13 protein-coding genes and 1 pseudogene are annotated in these 14020 nt (G+C 70.5%); 7 read left to right on the top strand and 7 right to left on the bottom strand.

Annotated features, from left to right (window positions below; genetic code table 11):
• Positions 1 to 15: 15 nt before the first annotated feature.
• Entirely contained in the window at positions 16 to 2265 is a 2250-nt protein-coding gene (locus ACIHCQ_RS33675; RefSeq protein ID WP_399671110.1) for a catalase, read from the bottom strand.
• Positions 2266 to 2497: 232 nt separating this feature from the next.
• Between ACIHCQ_RS33675 and ACIHCQ_RS33680 the strand changes: the two genes are divergently transcribed.
• Together ACIHCQ_RS33680 and ligD (ACIHCQ_RS33685) are read left to right on the top strand one after the other, a co-directional pair.
• A complete protein-coding gene (locus ACIHCQ_RS33680; RefSeq protein ID WP_399671113.1) occupies positions 2498 to 2923 on the top strand; it encodes a DoxX family protein in 426 nt (141 codons plus the stop codon).
• Positions 2924 to 2930: 7 nt separating this feature from the next.
• Positions 2931 to 3851 (top strand): non-homologous end-joining DNA ligase, encoded by a 921-nt coding sequence (gene ligD / locus ACIHCQ_RS33685; RefSeq protein WP_399671116.1) that lies wholly within the window; start codon positions 2931 to 2933, stop codon positions 3849 to 3851.
• A 51-nt stretch (positions 3852 to 3902) separates the two neighbouring features.
• On the opposite strand, the gene ligD (ACIHCQ_RS33690) is transcribed toward ligD (ACIHCQ_RS33685), so the two are convergent.
• Together ligD (ACIHCQ_RS33690) and ACIHCQ_RS33695 are read right to left on the bottom strand one after the other, a co-directional pair.
• Entirely contained in the window at positions 3903 to 4847 is a 945-nt protein-coding gene (ligD, locus tag ACIHCQ_RS33690) for a non-homologous end-joining DNA ligase (RefSeq protein WP_399671118.1), read from the bottom strand.
• Complete coding sequence (locus tag ACIHCQ_RS33695; protein WP_399671121.1) at positions 4844 to 5464, bottom strand: DNA polymerase ligase N-terminal domain-containing protein; 621 nt, start codon at positions 5462 to 5464, stop codon at positions 4844 to 4846. Before ACIHCQ_RS33695 ends, ligD (ACIHCQ_RS33690) begins: the two co-directional genes overlap by 4 nt.
• Positions 5465 to 5633: 169 nt before the next feature.
• On the opposite strand from ACIHCQ_RS33695, the gene ACIHCQ_RS33700 reads away from it, so the two are divergent.
• Positions 5634 to 5810 carry a CsbD family protein gene (locus tag ACIHCQ_RS33700; protein ID WP_399671124.1) on the top strand — a complete coding sequence of 59 codons (177 nt, stop codon included), beginning with the start codon at positions 5634 to 5636 and terminating at the stop codon, positions 5808 to 5810.
• A 111-nt stretch (positions 5811 to 5921) separates the two neighbouring features.
• Here ACIHCQ_RS33700 and ACIHCQ_RS33705 read toward each other — a convergent pair whose 3' ends face one another.
• The gene (locus ACIHCQ_RS33705; RefSeq protein ID WP_399671127.1) at positions 5922 to 6959 is read right to left on the bottom strand and encodes an SDR family oxidoreductase; all 1038 of its coding nucleotides are present in this window, start codon (positions 6957 to 6959) and stop codon (positions 5922 to 5924) included.
• Between the two features lie 169 nt (positions 6960 to 7128).
• Here ACIHCQ_RS33705 and ACIHCQ_RS33710 point away from each other — a divergent pair, with 169 nt between their 5' ends.
• Together ACIHCQ_RS33710 and ACIHCQ_RS33715 are read left to right on the top strand one after the other, a co-directional pair.
• A complete protein-coding gene (locus tag ACIHCQ_RS33710) occupies positions 7129 to 8313 on the top strand; it encodes an alcohol dehydrogenase catalytic domain-containing protein (RefSeq protein WP_399671130.1) in 1185 nt (394 codons plus the stop codon).
• Between the two features lie 11 nt (positions 8314 to 8324).
• Positions 8325 to 9138: pseudogene (locus tag ACIHCQ_RS33715) on the top strand (SDR family NAD(P)-dependent oxidoreductase).
• A gap of 109 nt (positions 9139 to 9247) precedes the next feature.
• Here the strand turns inward: ACIHCQ_RS33715 and ACIHCQ_RS33720 are convergent.
• On the bottom strand, positions 9248 to 9973 hold the full coding sequence (locus ACIHCQ_RS33720) for a cinnamyl alcohol dehydrogenase (RefSeq protein ID WP_399671133.1): 726 nt from the start codon (positions 9971 to 9973) through the stop codon (positions 9248 to 9250).
• Positions 9974 to 10126: 153 nt separating this feature from the next.
• Here ACIHCQ_RS33720 and ACIHCQ_RS33725 point away from each other — a divergent pair, with 153 nt between their 5' ends.
• Positions 10127 to 10780 (top strand): phosphoribosyltransferase, encoded by a 654-nt coding sequence (locus ACIHCQ_RS33725; RefSeq protein WP_399671135.1) that lies wholly within the window; start codon positions 10127 to 10129, stop codon positions 10778 to 10780.
• Between the two features lie 37 nt (positions 10781 to 10817).
• On the opposite strand, the gene ACIHCQ_RS33730 is transcribed toward ACIHCQ_RS33725, so the two are convergent.
• Together ACIHCQ_RS33730 and ACIHCQ_RS33735 are read right to left on the bottom strand one after the other, a co-directional pair.
• Positions 10818 to 11042, bottom strand: coding sequence for a hypothetical protein (locus tag ACIHCQ_RS33730; RefSeq protein ID WP_399671138.1), 225 nt, complete (start codon positions 11040 to 11042; stop codon positions 10818 to 10820).
• An 82-nt stretch (positions 11043 to 11124) separates the two neighbouring features.
• Positions 11125 to 11352, bottom strand: coding sequence for a hypothetical protein (locus ACIHCQ_RS33735; RefSeq protein ID WP_399671141.1), 228 nt, complete (start codon positions 11350 to 11352; stop codon positions 11125 to 11127).
• Between the two features lie 105 nt (positions 11353 to 11457).
• Between ACIHCQ_RS33735 and ACIHCQ_RS33740 the strand changes: the two genes are divergently transcribed.
• Positions 11458 to 13998, top strand: coding sequence for a SpoIIE family protein phosphatase (locus ACIHCQ_RS33740; protein ID WP_399671144.1), 2541 nt, complete (start codon positions 11458 to 11460; stop codon positions 13996 to 13998).
• Positions 13999 to 14020 lie beyond the last annotated feature (22 nt).

A 14020-nucleotide genomic window follows, 5' to 3' on the forward strand; every position in this document is an offset into this window, starting at 1 on the left:
CTCATGCGGGCGTACTCATGCGGGCGGGAAGCGGTCCCACACGCGATGCTTGCCCAGCAGTTCCACGACGGAGCCAAGGACAGCCCGCGGATCGTCGTCGATCACGACACCTGCCGCGCCCTCGGCGCCCGCCGCGCTCAGCACGAGCCGTCCCCGCCCCCAGCCGCCGATGGCCTTGGCATGCCGGAACGCTTCACCGACCAGCAGCAGCACCCGGGGATCGACCCCCTCCGCGGTGTTGAGCTGAGCCGCCTTGGCATCGCGTGCGCCGTACGCGTCCCCACCCGGAGCGGGCGCGCTCGCGAGCAGGACGGCGTCGAACTCGACGGAGCGGGCAGTGGCGAAACTGCGCTGAACCGCCACCGTGCCGTTGCCGGCGCCGTTGCCGCCCAGCTGTCCGCCCGCCGGGGCGATGACCAGCGGCACCATGCCGCCGTCGAGAATCGCCTGCCGTACGGCGCGTACGCCGTCGAGGTCGCTGCTCTCGTCGGCCACGATGCCGATGACACGTCCGGTCGTGGGCCAGGTGTTGCCCAGCTGGGAGAGCGCGGGACTCGGCTCGACCGCGGCGAGCGATTCGGCGGGTTTCGGGGCGGGCAGGCCAAGACCCTCGGCGACCCGCTCGCACAGCTGGGGGTCGATCTCGGCGAGCACCTGAAGAACCCGTTCCTTGACGGCCGTCTCGTAGCACTTCCCGAGCTCGAAGGTGTAGGCGGCGGTGACGTGTTCCCGCTCCACGGGTGTCAGGCTCAGCCAGAACAGGCGGGGCTGGCTGGTGTGGTCGGCGAACGATGTCGGAGCCTCACGCACCTTCTCCGCGGCGGGCGTCGGCTGGGGGACTTCGACGTACGCGCCGTTGCCCGTGCCCGCGAGGAAGGGACAGCCGCCGTCCAGGGAGTTCGGGCGGTAGGGCGCGACGCCGGTGTGGACGGCGGTCTGGTGCATGCCGTCGCGCAGCATGTCATTGACGGACGTCTGCGGGCGGTTGACCGGGATCTGCGCGAAGTTGGGTCCGCCCAGCCGGGAGATCTGGGTGTCCAGGTAGGAGAACAGCCGCCCGGCCAGCAGGGGATCGTCGGTGATGTCGATGCCCGGGACCAGGTGGCCGGGGTGGAAGGCGACCTGCTCGGTCTCGGCGAAGAAGTTCGTGGGGTTCGCGTCGAGTGTCAGCAGTCCGACGGGCTGCACCGGCGCCAGTTCCTCGGGCACGATTTTCGTGGGGTCGAGCAGATCGATGCCCTCGAAGGTCTGCTCGGGAGTGTCGGGGAAGGTCTGGATGGCGAGTTCCCACTCGGGGTACGCGCCCGCTTCGATGGCGTCCGCGAGGTCGCGGCGGTGGAAGTCGGGATCCATGCCGCCGATCAGCTGTGCCTCCTCCCACACCAGGGAGTGGACGCCCGCTTTCGGCTTCCAGTGGAACTTCGCCAGCGTCGTCGCGCCCTCGGCGTCGACCAGACGGAAGGTGTGGACGCCGAAGCCCTCCATCATCCGGAAGGAGCGCGGAAGCGCGCGGTCCGACATGGCCCACAGCGTGTGGAACGTCGCCTCGGTGTGCAGCGAGACGAAGTCCCAGAACGAGTCGTGGGCGCTCTGCGCCTGCGGGATCTCCCGGTCCGGATGCGGCTTGCCGGCGTGGATGATGTCGGGGAACTTGATGGCGTCCTGGATGAAGAACACCGGGATGTTGTTGCCGACGAGGTCGAAGGTGCCTTCGTCGGTGTAGAACTTCGTCGCGAAGCCCCGCGTGTCGCGCACCGTGTCCGCGGATCCGCGCGACCCCAGGACGGTCGAGAACCGTACGAACACCGGTGTTTCCACGTCCCGGGCGAGGAACGCGGCCTTGGTCACGGAGGCGGCCGAGCCATAGCCGCGGAAGACGCCGTGCGCGGCGGCTCCGCGCGCGTGAACCACGCGCTCCGGGATGCGCTCATGGTCGAAGTGCATGATTTTTTCACGCAAATGGTGGTCCTGCAGCAGTACAGGACCGCGCGGCCCGGCCTTGAGCGAGTGATCCGTTTCGTACAGCCGGACTCCCTGCGCCGTCGTCAGGTAGGAGCCGCCCTGGGCGCGGGCGGAGGCGTTCGCCCCGGTCGGCTTGCCGGTGGGGGAGACAGCCTCGGGGCACGCCTGGTCCGGCTTGGGCGGCAGCGGCTCACGCGGTTCGGTGGGTTCGCTGAACGAGGGTGACTCACTGCCGGGCCGGCCGGGGAGGGCTGTGCCGTCGCCGTCGGGGGTGTCGTCGGCGCGGGGACTGCGCTGGGCCATAGGAAATCTCCTGAATCCGGGACGGGCGTACCTCGCAGGAGTAACCGATCCGGAAGCTGACAAACGCGTGCGGCGCGCGCCCACGCTTCCGTGTACTGACGCGGTATTGACGCGGTACTGACGCGCGGCTGGCACCGGGACGGTGACAGGGAGACAGTGGGTGGGTACGTTGACCGGTAGGTAGTTCTGGGTTCAACTTCCAGGTTCAACTTCCTCTGTACCGGAGGTCACCGTGGATATCCTGGTATTCATCGGACGTATCCTCTTCGCCGTGCTCTTCCTCAGCTCGGGCGTGAACCACCTGACGCAGACGAAGGCCATGGCGGGGTACGTCTCCAGCCGCGTCCCCGTCGCTGTGCCCGCCGCGCCCACCGTCCTCGGCAGCGGCATCCTTCTGCTCGCCGGCGCGCTGAGCATTCTGCTCGGCATCTGGGCGGACCTCGGAGCACTGCTCGTCGTCGTCTTCCTCATCCCGACGGCGCTGCTGATGCACCCCTTCTGGAAGGAGCCGGAGGCCGAGACCCGCCAGCTGGAGATGATCATGTTCTTCAAGGACATCGCGCTGGCCGGGGCCGCGCTCATGCTCATCGCGTTCTTCTCGTACGCCGGGCACGAGCTGGGACTCACCATCACCGGCCCGCTCTTCGACATCAACTGAGGAGGCAGTGCAGGTGAGCCCCACCCTGGAACTGCACGTCGGACGCCACAAGGTCGGCGTCAACAGGCCCGAGAAACAGCTCTTCCCCGAAGACGGCATCACCAAGGCGGACCTAGCGGACCACTACCGCCGCGTGGCCCGGCGCATGGTGCCGGAACTGCGCGGCAGGCCCCTGATGCTGGAGCGGATGCCCGACGGCATCCGTGGCCGGCGCTTCATCCAGAAGGAGGTCCCGGACCACTTCCCCGACTGGGTCCACCGCGCCACCGTGGCCAAGGAGGGCGGCGAGGTGACCCATGTGACCTGCGACGACACGGCGACCCTGGTCTACCTCGCCGGACAGGCGTGCATCACCCCGCACCGCTGGCTGAGCCGCGCCGACCGGCCGCGCAACCCGGACCGGGTGGTGTTCGACCTGGACCCGTCCGCCGATGACTTCGAAGCCGTACGCCGTGCCGCCCACCGCCTGTACGAGCTGCTCGACGAACTGGAGCTGCCCTCGGCCCTGATGACCACGGGGTCGCGCGGCCTGCATGTCCTCGTCCCGCTCAACCGGGGCGACGACGCCGACGACGTACTCGCGTTCGCGCGCGCTGTCGCCGACACGCTCGCGGCACGGTACGCCGACGAGCTGACGACCGAGCCGCGCAAGGACGCCCGCGAGGGGCGGCTGCTCATCGACACCGCCCGCAACGGCTACGCCCAGACCGCCGTCGCCCCCTTCGCGGTCCGGCCGCTGCCCGGCGCGCCGGTCGCCGCGCCCCTGGCCTGGGACGAGCTGGACGCGCCGGAACTGACGGCGCGCCGCTGGACAGTGACCGATCTGGGGGACCGGCTGGAGAGCGACCCGTGGGCGGGTCTGGGGCGGCACGGGCACAGTGTGTCCGCGGCCGGGCGGAGGCTGCGGGCGCTGACGGGGACCGGCTGAGCCAGTGCCTGCTGAGCCCGCCAGGCCCCGAGGTCACTCCCGTACGACCGGTCACTCCCGTACGACGTCCTTCGCCCGCTTGTCCTCGCGCAGGCCCAGAAACCGCGGATGGCGCAGCCTGCCGTCCCGCGTCCACTCCGTGAACTCCACCTGGGCGACGAGTTCCGCACGCACCCAGTGGGCCGAGCGCTCCGCGGCGGGCAGCTCCTCCGGAGCTGCGAAGGTGGGCCGGTCCTGTTCCAGGGCGTCCAGCCGGCTCCGCAGCCGGCGCAGGGTCGCGTTGTCGAAGCCGGTGCCGACCCGGCCCGCGTACCGCAGCCGGCCGCCTTCGTAGTAGCCCAGCAGCAGTGCGCCGAAACCGGTGCGGGTGCCGGCAGGATCGGTGAATCCGGCGATCACCATCTCCTGTCCGGCCGAGCACTTCAGCTTGAGCCAGTCGGTGGAGCGGCGGCGTACGTACCGGCTGTCGGCCCGCTTCGCGATGAGGCCCTCCCAGCCGGAACCGCACACCTTGTCCAGCAGTTCCTGCCCACCGGCGTTGCGGTGCGGAGTGAAGCGCAGCGGCCGTCCGAAGCGGAGCGCGCCCCGCAGCAGCCGTTTGCGCTCACGCAGCGGGAGTGCTGTGGTGTCCCGCCCGTCGAGCCGCAACACGTCGAAGAGGTAGAAGTCGACGCGTACGCCGCTCGCCCGGGCGGCCTTGGCGTCGCCGATCTGTATCCGGCGCTGAAGCCGGGTGAAGCTGGTACGACCGGCCTCCATGGCGACGACTTCGCCGTCCACCTCGAAGTCGTGGCACGGCTGTGCGGCCAGTGCGTCGATGATTTCCGGGTAGGTGGCGTCGAGCGGCTGCCCGGTGCGGGAGAAGAGCCGGACCCGGTCTCCGTCGCGGCGGGCGAGGGCGCGGACGCCGTCGAGTTTGCGCTCGAAGAGCCAGACCTCCCCGCCGAAGTCCCGGCGGTCGCTCAGCACGGCGAGCATCGGGCCGGCTGGACTCATTGGCCCGCTGCCACCTGCTTCAGGGTGCGGCCCGTCAGTACCGACCGCAGCCGCGCCGGTACGGGCTCGGACCGGCCGCCCTTTTTCGTCTGCCGCCGGTCGGCGCGCTTGACCAGCAGCCACGCCTCGTCCTCGCCGTCCCGGAAGCGGGTCAGCGCATAGCCGCCGTGCAGTTTCTTGCCGTGGAGCGCGAAGGACAGGTGCCCCTTGGCGAGAGCCTCGGCCACGGGGACCGGCTCTCCGTCGCGTTCGGACAGATTGCTGTACGTGCCCTGGTCCCAGACAATCACGGTCCCGGAGCCGTACTGGCCGGGCGGGACGACCCCTTCGAACTCGCCGTACTCCAGGGGATGGTCCTCGGTCGGCATTGCGAGCCGCTTCTCGCTCGGATCGGCCGAAGGACCCTTCGGTATCGCCCAGGACTTGAGTACGCCGTCGGCCTCCAGCCGGAAGTCGAAGTGCATGCTGCTCGCGTCGTGGACCTGTACGACGAACTGTGGCGAGCTCTCCGCGGACTCCTCCTGCCGCTGTCTCTTACGGTCGCTGCCCGGCTCGGGCGTGCGACGGAAATCCCTCTTGCGGCGGTACGTGGCGAGAGCGTCGCTGCCGTGCCCCATCGCTGCCTCCTTACGCGGGGTCCGCGGGTACCCGTCCCGGTTGCGTTCAGGCACGTACGGCCGGGCTCCCGACTTGATCGCTGAGCGTCCGATTGCGGCCACCCAGAGTTGGGCGCAAGCTGGAAATACCAGTTCAACCAGTACGACCCCGCTTGTGAAAGGCACCGTGATGAGCAAGTCCAAGGCGAAGGCGAAGCAGGCCAAGGGCAAGATGAAGGAAGAGATCGGCGACGCCGCCGACGACAAGCGCACGCAGGCGGAAGGGCGCGCCGAGCAGCTGATGGGCAAGGCTCGGGAAGCGGTGGCGAAGGGCAGCGAGCGGGTCAAGAAGTCCCGCGGCCGGTAGCTCCCGCGACCGGTAGACCGGCAGACCGGTAAGCCGCGGGCCGTTGTACGGGCCCCGTCCCGCCAGGGCCCGTACAACGGCCCGCACACCTGCTCCTCCCGTACTCAGCACTCAGCCGACCTTGTGGCCCGCGAGCGGTGGCGTGGCCTCGCCCGCGCCTTTACGTACGCCGTGCAGGAACTCCTCGATCGCCTCCAGAGACGTCCGGGTCGGCTTCCACTCCAGCTCCTCACGCGCACGAGAGCTGTCGAGCAGCGGCAGCCGCAGCACCGCGTCGAACAGATGCGGCGACGCCGGAACCACATGCAGCCCCCACGCCGCCGCCAGCATGATCCGCACCGCCCGCCGCGGCAGCCGCACCACACGCACCCCGAGCAGTTCGCCCAGCGCCCGCGCGTCGACGACCGGTTCGGAGGCCAGATTGAACGCGCCGCGCACATCCCCCAGCACCGCCGAGCAGTACGCCTCCGCGGCGTCGTCGGTGTGCAGCGCCTGGAAGCGCAGGCCCTCCAGATCCGGTACGCACGGCAGGAGGTCGGGCCGCATCAGCGAGCCGGGCAGGAACCGGCCGGCGAAGATACGGCGCTGCTCGCTCGCCGACCCCTCCTTGAACATGAAGCCGGGCCGCATCCGCACCACGCGGATGTCCTGGTGCTCCCGCTCGTAGGTGTCCAGAATCCGTTCGAGGTAGGCCTTCTCCCGGCAGTACGCGGCGTCCGGCCAGCCATGGGTGGGCCATGCCTCGTCGACTCCCGGGCTCTCCTTCGGCCCCGGCGCGTACGCGCCGACGGACGAGGCGTGGACCAGTGTGGGCACACCGGCGGACGCGACCGCCTCGAACACCCGCAGCGAGCCGAGTACGTTCGTGTGCCAGGTGGTCACCGGATCGTGCGTCGGCTGGAACCGCCAGGCGAGATGGACGACGGCGTCCGCTCCGGCGAAGTGCCGTCTGAGCTGCTGAGTGTTCTCCTGCCGCGCCAGATCCACAGCGGCCCACTCGGTCTTCGGGAGAGTCAGGTCGGGAATCCTGCGCGCGAGCCCGAGAACTGAGTCGATCCGCGGCTGATTCACCAGAGCGCGCACCACGCTCGTGCCGACATTGCCGGTGGCCCCGGTGACAACCACCCGCAGTCCTGTTTTCGGGCTCATGGGGTACTCCGTGTCCTTGAAGGGACCTGTGAGCTTCGAGTCTCCCGATCACAGTGGACGAAACAGCTGTCTCGCTCACCGTGGCGTCGCCGCACGGCATGACCGCCCAGCTTGCGGGGACCCGGAAGGCTCCAGACCTTCACCTTCGCGGCGACGGGAGGACGACGGCATGCGCGCGCTGACATGGCAGGGCAAGCGGAACGTGCGGGTGGATACGGTGCCCGACCCGCACATCAAGGATCCGGCGGACATCATCGTACGGATCACCTCCACCGGCATCTGCGGCTCGGACCTGCATCTGTACGAGGTGCTGGGCCCCTACCTGGATCCCGGCGACATCCTCGGCCACGAGGCCATGGGCATCGTGGAGGAGATCGGCGCGGAGGTGGCCTCCCTCGAACCCGGCGACCGGGTCGTCATCCCGTTCAACATCTCCTGCGGGAACTGCTTCATGTGCGAGCGCGGTCTGCAGTCGCAGTGCGAGACCACACAGGTCCGCGAGCGGGGCACGGGTGCCGCGCTGTTCGGCTACACCAAGCTGTACGGCCAGGTGCCCGGGGGACAGGCGGAGTTCATGAAGGTCCCCTTCGGCAACACCCTCCCGATCAAGGTGCCGGAGGGGCCTGGCGACGAGCGTTACGTGTATCTGTCCGACGTACTGCCCACGGCATGGCAGGCGGTCGAGTACGCGGCCATCCCGCCCGGCGGCACGGTCACCGTGCTGGGTCTCGGCCCGATCGGCGACATGGCCGCCCGGGTCGCCCTGCACCGGGGCGCGAGCCTGGTCGTGGGGGTCGACCTGGTGCCCGCCCGGCTGAGCCGCGCCGCCGCCCGCGGGGTGGAGGTGATGAACCTGCGCACGTACGGCAAGGGGCTTGCCGACGCCATCCGGGAACTGACCGACGGGCGGGGAACGGACGCCGTGATCGACGCCGTCGGGATGGAGGCGCATGGCGCACCCGTGGTGAAGGCCTCCCAGTGGCTCACCGGCCACCTGCCCGACGCCATCGCCGGACGGGTGATGGAACACGCGGGGGTGGACCGGCTGGGCGCGCTCTACACCGCGATCGACGTCGTACGGCGTGGCGGGACGATCTCGCTGGCCGGTGTGTACGGCGGCGCGATGGACCCGCTGCCGCTCCTGACGATGTTCGACAAGCAGATCCAGCTCCGGATGGGCCAGGCCAACGTCAAACGCTGGGTGGACGACATCCTGCCGCTGCTCAATGACGAGGACGTGCTCGGGGTGGAGGGGTTCGCGACGCACACCATGCCGCTCGCGGACGGGCCGAAGGCGTACGAGATGTTCCAGCACAAGAGCGACGGCATGGTCAAGACGCTGCTGAAACCTTAGGGAGTGGGCGCATGAACGAGAGCAGGCCACTGGCCGTCGTGACAGGCGCTTCGCGCGGCATCGGGTTCGAACTGGCCAAGCAATTCGCCGACCACGGCTTCGACCTGGTGCTGGCGGCGGAGGACGGCGGGCTGGAACTCGCGGCGGACGAGATCCGGGCGTACGGAGCCGAAGCGGTGCGGGCTGTCCAGGCCGATCTGGCCGTACCGGGTGGCGTGGAGCAGCTCTGCGCGGCCATCTCCGCCACCGGTCGGCCGGTCGCGGCTGCCGCGCTCAACGCGGGCGTCGGCCGGGGGGGGCGCGTTTCTCGACACCGACCTGGCCGACGAGGTCCGCGTCATCGACCTGAACATCACGTCGAGCGTGCACCTGGCCAAGCGGCTGCTGCCGGACATGGTCGCCCGCGGCGAGGGCAAGCTGCTCTTCACCTCGTCCATCGCCTCGACCACGCCCGGTTCCTTCCAGGCCGTGTACAACGCCTCCAAGTCCTTCATCCAGTCCTTCGCCCAGGCCCTCGCGAACGAACTGGAGGACACGGGCGTGACGATCACCGCACTGATGCCCGGCCCGACGGAGACGGACTTCTTCCGCCGGGCCGGGATGGAGGACACGAAGGTCGGCCAGCAGCCGAAGGACGATCCGGAACTGGTGGCGCGGCAGGGGTTCGAGGCGCTCATGGCCGGGCGGAAGGAGACCGTGGCGGGCTCGGCGAAGACCAGGGCACAGGGACTCGCGAACAAGATCCTCCCGGACAGTGTGAAGGCAGCCGCTCACCGTCGGATGGCGGAACCGGGCTCCGGCACGGCGGACGACGACGGCCGGTAGCCCGCCGCCTCAACCCGGCGTGAGCCCGGCCAGGGCATTGGCGAGCTTGTCGCGCTCGGCTTCGGAGAGTTGTGAGCGCGCGGGCCCGGGCGAGGGCGTCGCCGGCGGCTCACCGCGTCCAGTAGCGGATATTGCGGAAGCGGGCCTCGGCGCGGCCGGTGCCGTGGTGGTAGACGCCGTTCTTGAAGTGACGGGTGGCGGGGCCGCGGTCGGCCCTGGTGAGCACCAGAGTGTCGTTGATGTACGTCCGGATGGTGCCGGTGCTCGCGTTGTGCTCGACCTTCAGGTTGAACCAGGTGTTGTAGACCCCGGTCCTGAGGACGGTGCCGTCGTACGCCTTCACGGTGCCGCCGTTCGCGCTGTACGCGTTGAACATGATGTCCGTGGCCGGCGTGCCCGCGGGGTGCTTGACCCGCAGGATCTGCATAAAGCTCGCGCTGTTGGTACCGGTGGGGATGTACACGTCGGCGTCCCACATGTGCTGTCCGCCCGTGTACTCCTGCTGCCAGCGCATCTCGGTGCGTGGGTCGGTGCCACTGCCCTGGGACATGGGCTCGTCGGTGTCGTTGACCCACATGCGGTGGATGGAGTCGCTGTAGGTGTAGCGCTGGGAGAGGCTCAGGTTCCAGGGCTTCTGCATGGAGTACGTGAACGAGGTCTGCCGCCAGCCGGTCGTCGGCGACTCGGCCAGGGCGGAGGAGGCTAAGGAAGCCGAGGAGGCCGAGGAAACGGAAGGAGTGGAGGCGGCGGCGGATGAGACGGACGGGGTCAGGAACAGTCCCGCTGTGCCGCAGAGGGCGAGAACGGTCGTCAGAGAGCTTGCTGTCTTGCGCATGACAATACGCTCCTTGTGGGGGTGGGCGCGGACCTGGCGTCAGCCAAGCGCACGACCGGGTTCCCTGGCAATGGTCCAGGCCAATTCCGCCGCATCGGCGGGCATGGCGGAAGTCGCCAGGGGTATCCGGGCGGCAAAGAGAGGAGCAACGCCATGCGATTCGACGACCGCAGGCACGCCGGCCAGGAACTCGCCGTCAGGCTGCTGGAGTGGGCCGCGGCCGGAGATCTCGCCGATGTCGTCGTGCTCGCCCTGCCTCGCGGTGGCGTACCCGTCGCGGCGGAGATCGCCCGCGCCCTGGGCGTACCCATGGACGTGCTCGTAGTCCGCAAAATCGGCGTCCCGGGCACTCCGGAAGTCGGCATCGGCGCGATCGCGGGCGAGGACCCGCCCGTCTTCGATCGTGGGGCTCTGGGAACCCTCGGCCTGGACGAGACGGATCTCGCCTCCGATGTGGCCAGAGAACGCCTCGAACTGCACCGTCGCGACGAGCTCTACCGCGGCCGGCGGCCCGCGCCGCGGATACACGACCGCAGCGTGATCGTCGTGGACGACGGCCTCGCCACCGGTATCACCGCGCGCGCCGCGCTGCGCCATCTGCGCCGCCAGGAGCCAGGCAGGCTGATCCTGGCCGTGCCGGTCTGCAGCCCCCGCATCGCCGCGGAACTGAGGGAGGAGGCCGACGACCTGATCTGCCTCCACCAGCCCTCCGTGCTCCGGTCGGTGGGGGAGTGGTACGCCGACTTCGAGCAGGTATCCGACAGCGAGGTGCTCGACACCCTGCGCAGCATGTCCTCCACGGTCTGATCCGAAGCAGGCCGAAGCAGGCCGAATCCGCGCCGAATCAGGGCTGACCGGGCGGCCCGGGCTGACACCTGGCCACAAGGCGGAAGAAGTCCGCCTCGTTGCCCGCGAGTCCGATGGCCCGCAGCGCCTCGTCCGCCTCGGCGATCGGAGCGGTCAGCAACGGCAGGGTCAGGACGCGCTGTTGTGGATCGGCCAGGACCGCCCGGGTGGTCTGCAACAGCCGTACGTACGCCTGCGCGGCGGCGAGTTCGGGATCGGTCATGTCAGATTCCCCCTTGGGAAGGAAGGTCGGACCGTCAAGCATCTCGCGGCCCACTGACAACGGCGGAACGGCGCGTGGACCGTCACGGAATGATCTCCAGCGGGTCGTACTCGTGCCGCCGGTCGCCGACCCACTCGATCCAGGTCGGGTCGTCCAGCAGATCGGCGGCGTCGGGCAGCCCCGCCTGGCGGAGAAACTCCAGCAAATCCTCGTCGGAGTGGGCCAGGCCCATGATCTGATCCCGCACCGTGACGCGGCGGCCACCCGACGCGGAGATCCGGTGCACGACGATCGGCGCGTTTGCGGACATGCCTCCAGCGTCCATCCAGAACGGCCCCGAGGCATCCGGACGCGGCTCGGCGGCCGCATCCGCCGCTGCCTTCCGACGGCTGGTCCGCAGCAGTGGCCCGGGAAGATGCGTGGCACGACAGCCGGGGCGCATGCTGGCTGTGTGACCTGGCACGGCGCGGCCCGGCACCCCCCGCCCAGTGAGCGTGGGGCGATGACCGGCGGACCGAACGGCGGCGGGCGAGTCCCGGACGAACTGAACCTGGCGCTCGCCCGGGCCGTGGTCGGCGCCGTCGAGGCGGTCGGCGGGTACGCCGCCGGCGTCTATCTGCGCTCGCGGACACCCGGCCTGCTGCGGCTGGCCGTCCTCGGCGGGCTGCCCTGCCAGCTGTTCCGCCCCTGGTGGCGTATGCATGTGAACCGCCCGTTCCCGGTGGCCGAGGCCTACCGTTCGGGCCGCATCGTCCTCCTCGCCGACGCCGAGGCGGCCATGCGCCAGTTTCCGCAGCTCATGGCGGGTCTGCCGTTCCCCTTCGGCTCGCTGTACGTGCCGGTCGCCGGCGGCCGTGAGACGTACGGGGTGCTGACGGCGCTGCGCCCGGCCACCCCCGGCCATCCGGTCGACACCGCCGACCGCAACCGGATGCAGAACATCGCGCGGCGGCTCGGCACCGCCCTCGCCGAGCTGGACGCGGACGGCACACGCGTCGAGTGGGACGGCGAACCGCTGTCCGTCCAGATGCCCGCGCTCACCACCCCGCCGGTACGGTTCGGGCACTTCGACTGGGACCTCGACAGCGGCATCGTGGCCGCCGACGAGGGGCTGTGCGTCATCCTCGGCACGGACCCGGCGGTCTTCCCCGGCACCATCGAGGCGCTGGCGGCACGGCTGGCGCCGGAGGACATGTACGGACTGTGGGCCGTCGCCCGCGAAGCGTCCCAGTCGGGCCGGCCGGTGGCGCGCCGCATGCGGCTGCGCGGCCCCGACGGCCAACCGCACCTGCTCGAAGTCTCGGGCAGACGCACCGACCCGACCGAGGGAAGCCGGGGGAGCCATCTGACCGGTTTCCTGGTCGACCTCGGCACCGGGCCGATCGTCGCCGAGGCAACCGACCGGCTCCCGCGGGCCATCCTCTCCATCGACCGGCTCGGCCGCGTCACCTACGTCAACCACAGTGCGGAGACCCTGTTCGGCCACCCCCGGACGGCCCTGGCCGGGCAGGTCCTGTGGGATGTCCTGCCCTGGCTCGGCCACCCCGCCCACGAGGACTACTTCCGGGCCGCGCTGCTCTCCCACGAACCGGTCCACTTCCTGGCCCGCCGCGGCGTGGAGGACTGGCTCTCGGTCTCCCTCTACCCGGGCCACGACGGCCTGTCCGCCACGGTCACCCCCGCCGAACCCACGTACACGCCCGGGTCGGTCGCCACGCCGGGCGCGGGCCTGGGATCCACGGCGGACCGCGCGGCGGCGCTGTACCGCCCGGTCGCCCTGGCCATCGCGCTGACCGAGGCCGTCACGGCCCGCCAGGTGTCCGCCGTGGTCACGGACGAGCTGCTGCCCGCCTTCGGCGGCCGTCAGCTGGCGATCTACCTCCTCAAGGAGCGACACCTCTACCTGGCCTGGGAGACCGGCTTCCCGCAGGGCTTCCTCAACCGCTTCGACGGCGTCGCGCTCGACGCCCGGCTGCCCGGCGTCGAGACGCTCACCTCCGGCCGCCCCATCTTCTTCGAGTCCATGGAACAGCTGGCCGCCGCCTACCCCGGCATCCCCATGGACGCCCACGTCGGCGCCCGGGCCTTCCTGCCGCTGATCGCCTCCGGCCGTCCCGTCGGCTCCTGCATCCTCGGCTTCGACCGGCCGCGCGGCTTCAGCCCCGAAGAGCGCACCGTCCTCACCGCCCTCGCCGGACTCATCGCCCAGGCACTCAAACGCGCCCAGCGCTACGACACCGAGGCCGCGCTCGCCCGCGGCCTGCAGGACGCCCTGCTGCCGCACCGGCTGCCCGTCGTACCGCACATCGACACCGTCGCGCGGTACCTCGCCGGGACCCAGGACATGGACATCGGGGGCGACTGGTACGACGTCATTGAGACCGGCCGCGGGCTTGCCCTGGTCATCGGCGACGTACAGGGGCACGGCGTGTCGGCCGCCGCCACCATGGGCCAACTGCGCAGCGCGGTACGCGCCTTCGCCCTCAGCGGGCACGACCCGCGCGAGGTGATGAGCGGCACCAACCGGCTGCTCATCGACCTCGACCCCGGCCAGTTCGCCAGCTGCTGCTATATCGCGCTCGACCCGGAGTCCGGCGCCACCCAGGCCGTCCGGGCCGGACATCCCCAGCCGCTGCTGCGCCATCCCGACGGCCGGACCGAGGTCCTGGACCTGCCCGGCGGTGTGGTGCTCGGGGTCGACGGCGACGCGGACTACCCCGTCACCGAACTGTGGCTGGAGCCGGGCGCCATCCTCGCCCTCTTCACCGACGGGCTGGTGGAGCGTGCGGGCGTGGACATCGACCTGGGCATCGAGCAGGTGCGCGGAGCACTCGCCGAAGTGGGCTCGTCCTCGCTCGCCGACACCGCGGACCGTCTGATCCGCGAGGCCGCGCCCGACCGGCCCGACGACATCGTGCTGCTGCTCGCCGCCCGCCGGCCGTCCGACCGGCCGTAACTGGGGGGTTCGGGGGCGGAGC

Source organism: Streptomyces sp. NPDC052236, from assembly GCF_044548015.1.
Classification (GTDB): Bacteria; Actinomycetota; Actinomycetes; order Streptomycetales; family Streptomycetaceae; genus Streptomyces.